The sequence below is a fragment of the Streptomyces sp. NPDC093064 genome, from assembly GCF_044754605.1.
Taxonomy (GTDB): Bacteria; Actinomycetota; Actinomycetes; order Streptomycetales; family Streptomycetaceae; genus Streptomyces.
In genome coordinates this window covers 1-1138 of record NZ_JBIVPK010000158.1, presented here as the reverse complement: position 1 = coordinate 1138, position 1138 = coordinate 1, and the positions used below count along the sequence as shown (strand labels likewise).

The 1138-nt window shown below is 68.6% G+C and carries 1 protein-coding gene; it reads right to left on the bottom strand.

Going from position 1 to position 1138, the window contains the following annotated elements:
- Positions 1 to 1018 (bottom strand): IS701 family transposase (locus ACIQFZ_RS43555; RefSeq protein ID WP_402694016.1); only part of this gene is annotated, 1018 nt, incomplete at its 3' end.
- Positions 1019 to 1138: the final 120 nt, after the last annotated feature.

The window sequence follows — 1138 nt, the reverse complement described above, 5'->3', positions numbered from 1 at the left end:
CGAGGCCGCATTCGTTCTTGGCGGTCTGGAAGCACTCTTCGATCTTCCAGCGGCACCCGGCAATCCGGACGAGGTCCGCGAGAGTGGCGTCGAGCGGGGCGCTGGCCAGGAAGTAGGCGATCTCGTCGGGGTCGGAGATGCTGCGGCGGGCAAGCATCCACCGTCGGCGGGTGGGCTCGTCACCATCGCGTTCCTGGACGATGGGCAGGAGGGCGCCGGCCCAGTCGTAGACGCGTTCGCCCTTCGCTCCCGGGCCGGCTGACAGACGCTGCCAGGCTTCCGGCGGCGCCTCGCGGCGGAAGCGGTCCTCGATACGGGGGCCGTGGACCTGCTGGGACTTGGGCACGGCCACGACGTAGTAAAGCTGAAGGTCTTCGATGAAGCGGCGGAAGCGGCTGTCCTGGCCGTAGGCGGCGTCCGCGGTGACCCAGGTGAAACGGAGCGGAGAGTCATGGGCCCGGCGGATCATGTCGCGGGCGAGGTCTCCCTTGGTGGCGAAGACACGGTGGTCGGGGACGCGAGCGGCCCGGCAGCGGTCCGCATCGTCGGTCCAGGACCTGGGCAGGTAGAGCTCCCGGTCGACCAGGGCGTGTCCCCGGCCGGTGGCGTAGGCGGCGAACACGCCGATCTGGCAGTTCTCGGTGCGTCCGGCGGTTCCGGAGTACTGGCGCTGCACCCCCGCAGAGGTACCGCCCTTCTTGACGAAACCTGTGTCGTCGACAATCAACACCCCTTCTTCCTCTGCGAGTTGGGCGGCGACGTATTGCTGAAGGTCGTCACGGACAGAGTCGGCGTCCCAGCGGCTCCTCGCCAGGAGGTGCTGCAGGCCATCCGGGGTGGCGTGGCCGGCCCACTCGGCGAGCTGCCAGGAGTTCTTGCGGCTCGCCGGGCCGAGCAGACCGCGCACGTAGTCCCGCATCCGCCGCCTGGGCTCGACGCGGGAGAAACAGGCGCCGATCCGCAGGAAGAGTTCTTCGAGTTCCCGTTCCCACACATCTGCTGGAGCGTCATCGATCACACCGGAGGGCTACTCGGACACACCCACGGACATGCGGCAGGGGCCCTCGTCCGAGGGAAGCAATGGAAAAGGCCTCACACGCACGTGACACCCCGGCTAAACTCCCCGCCACCAGGCCGC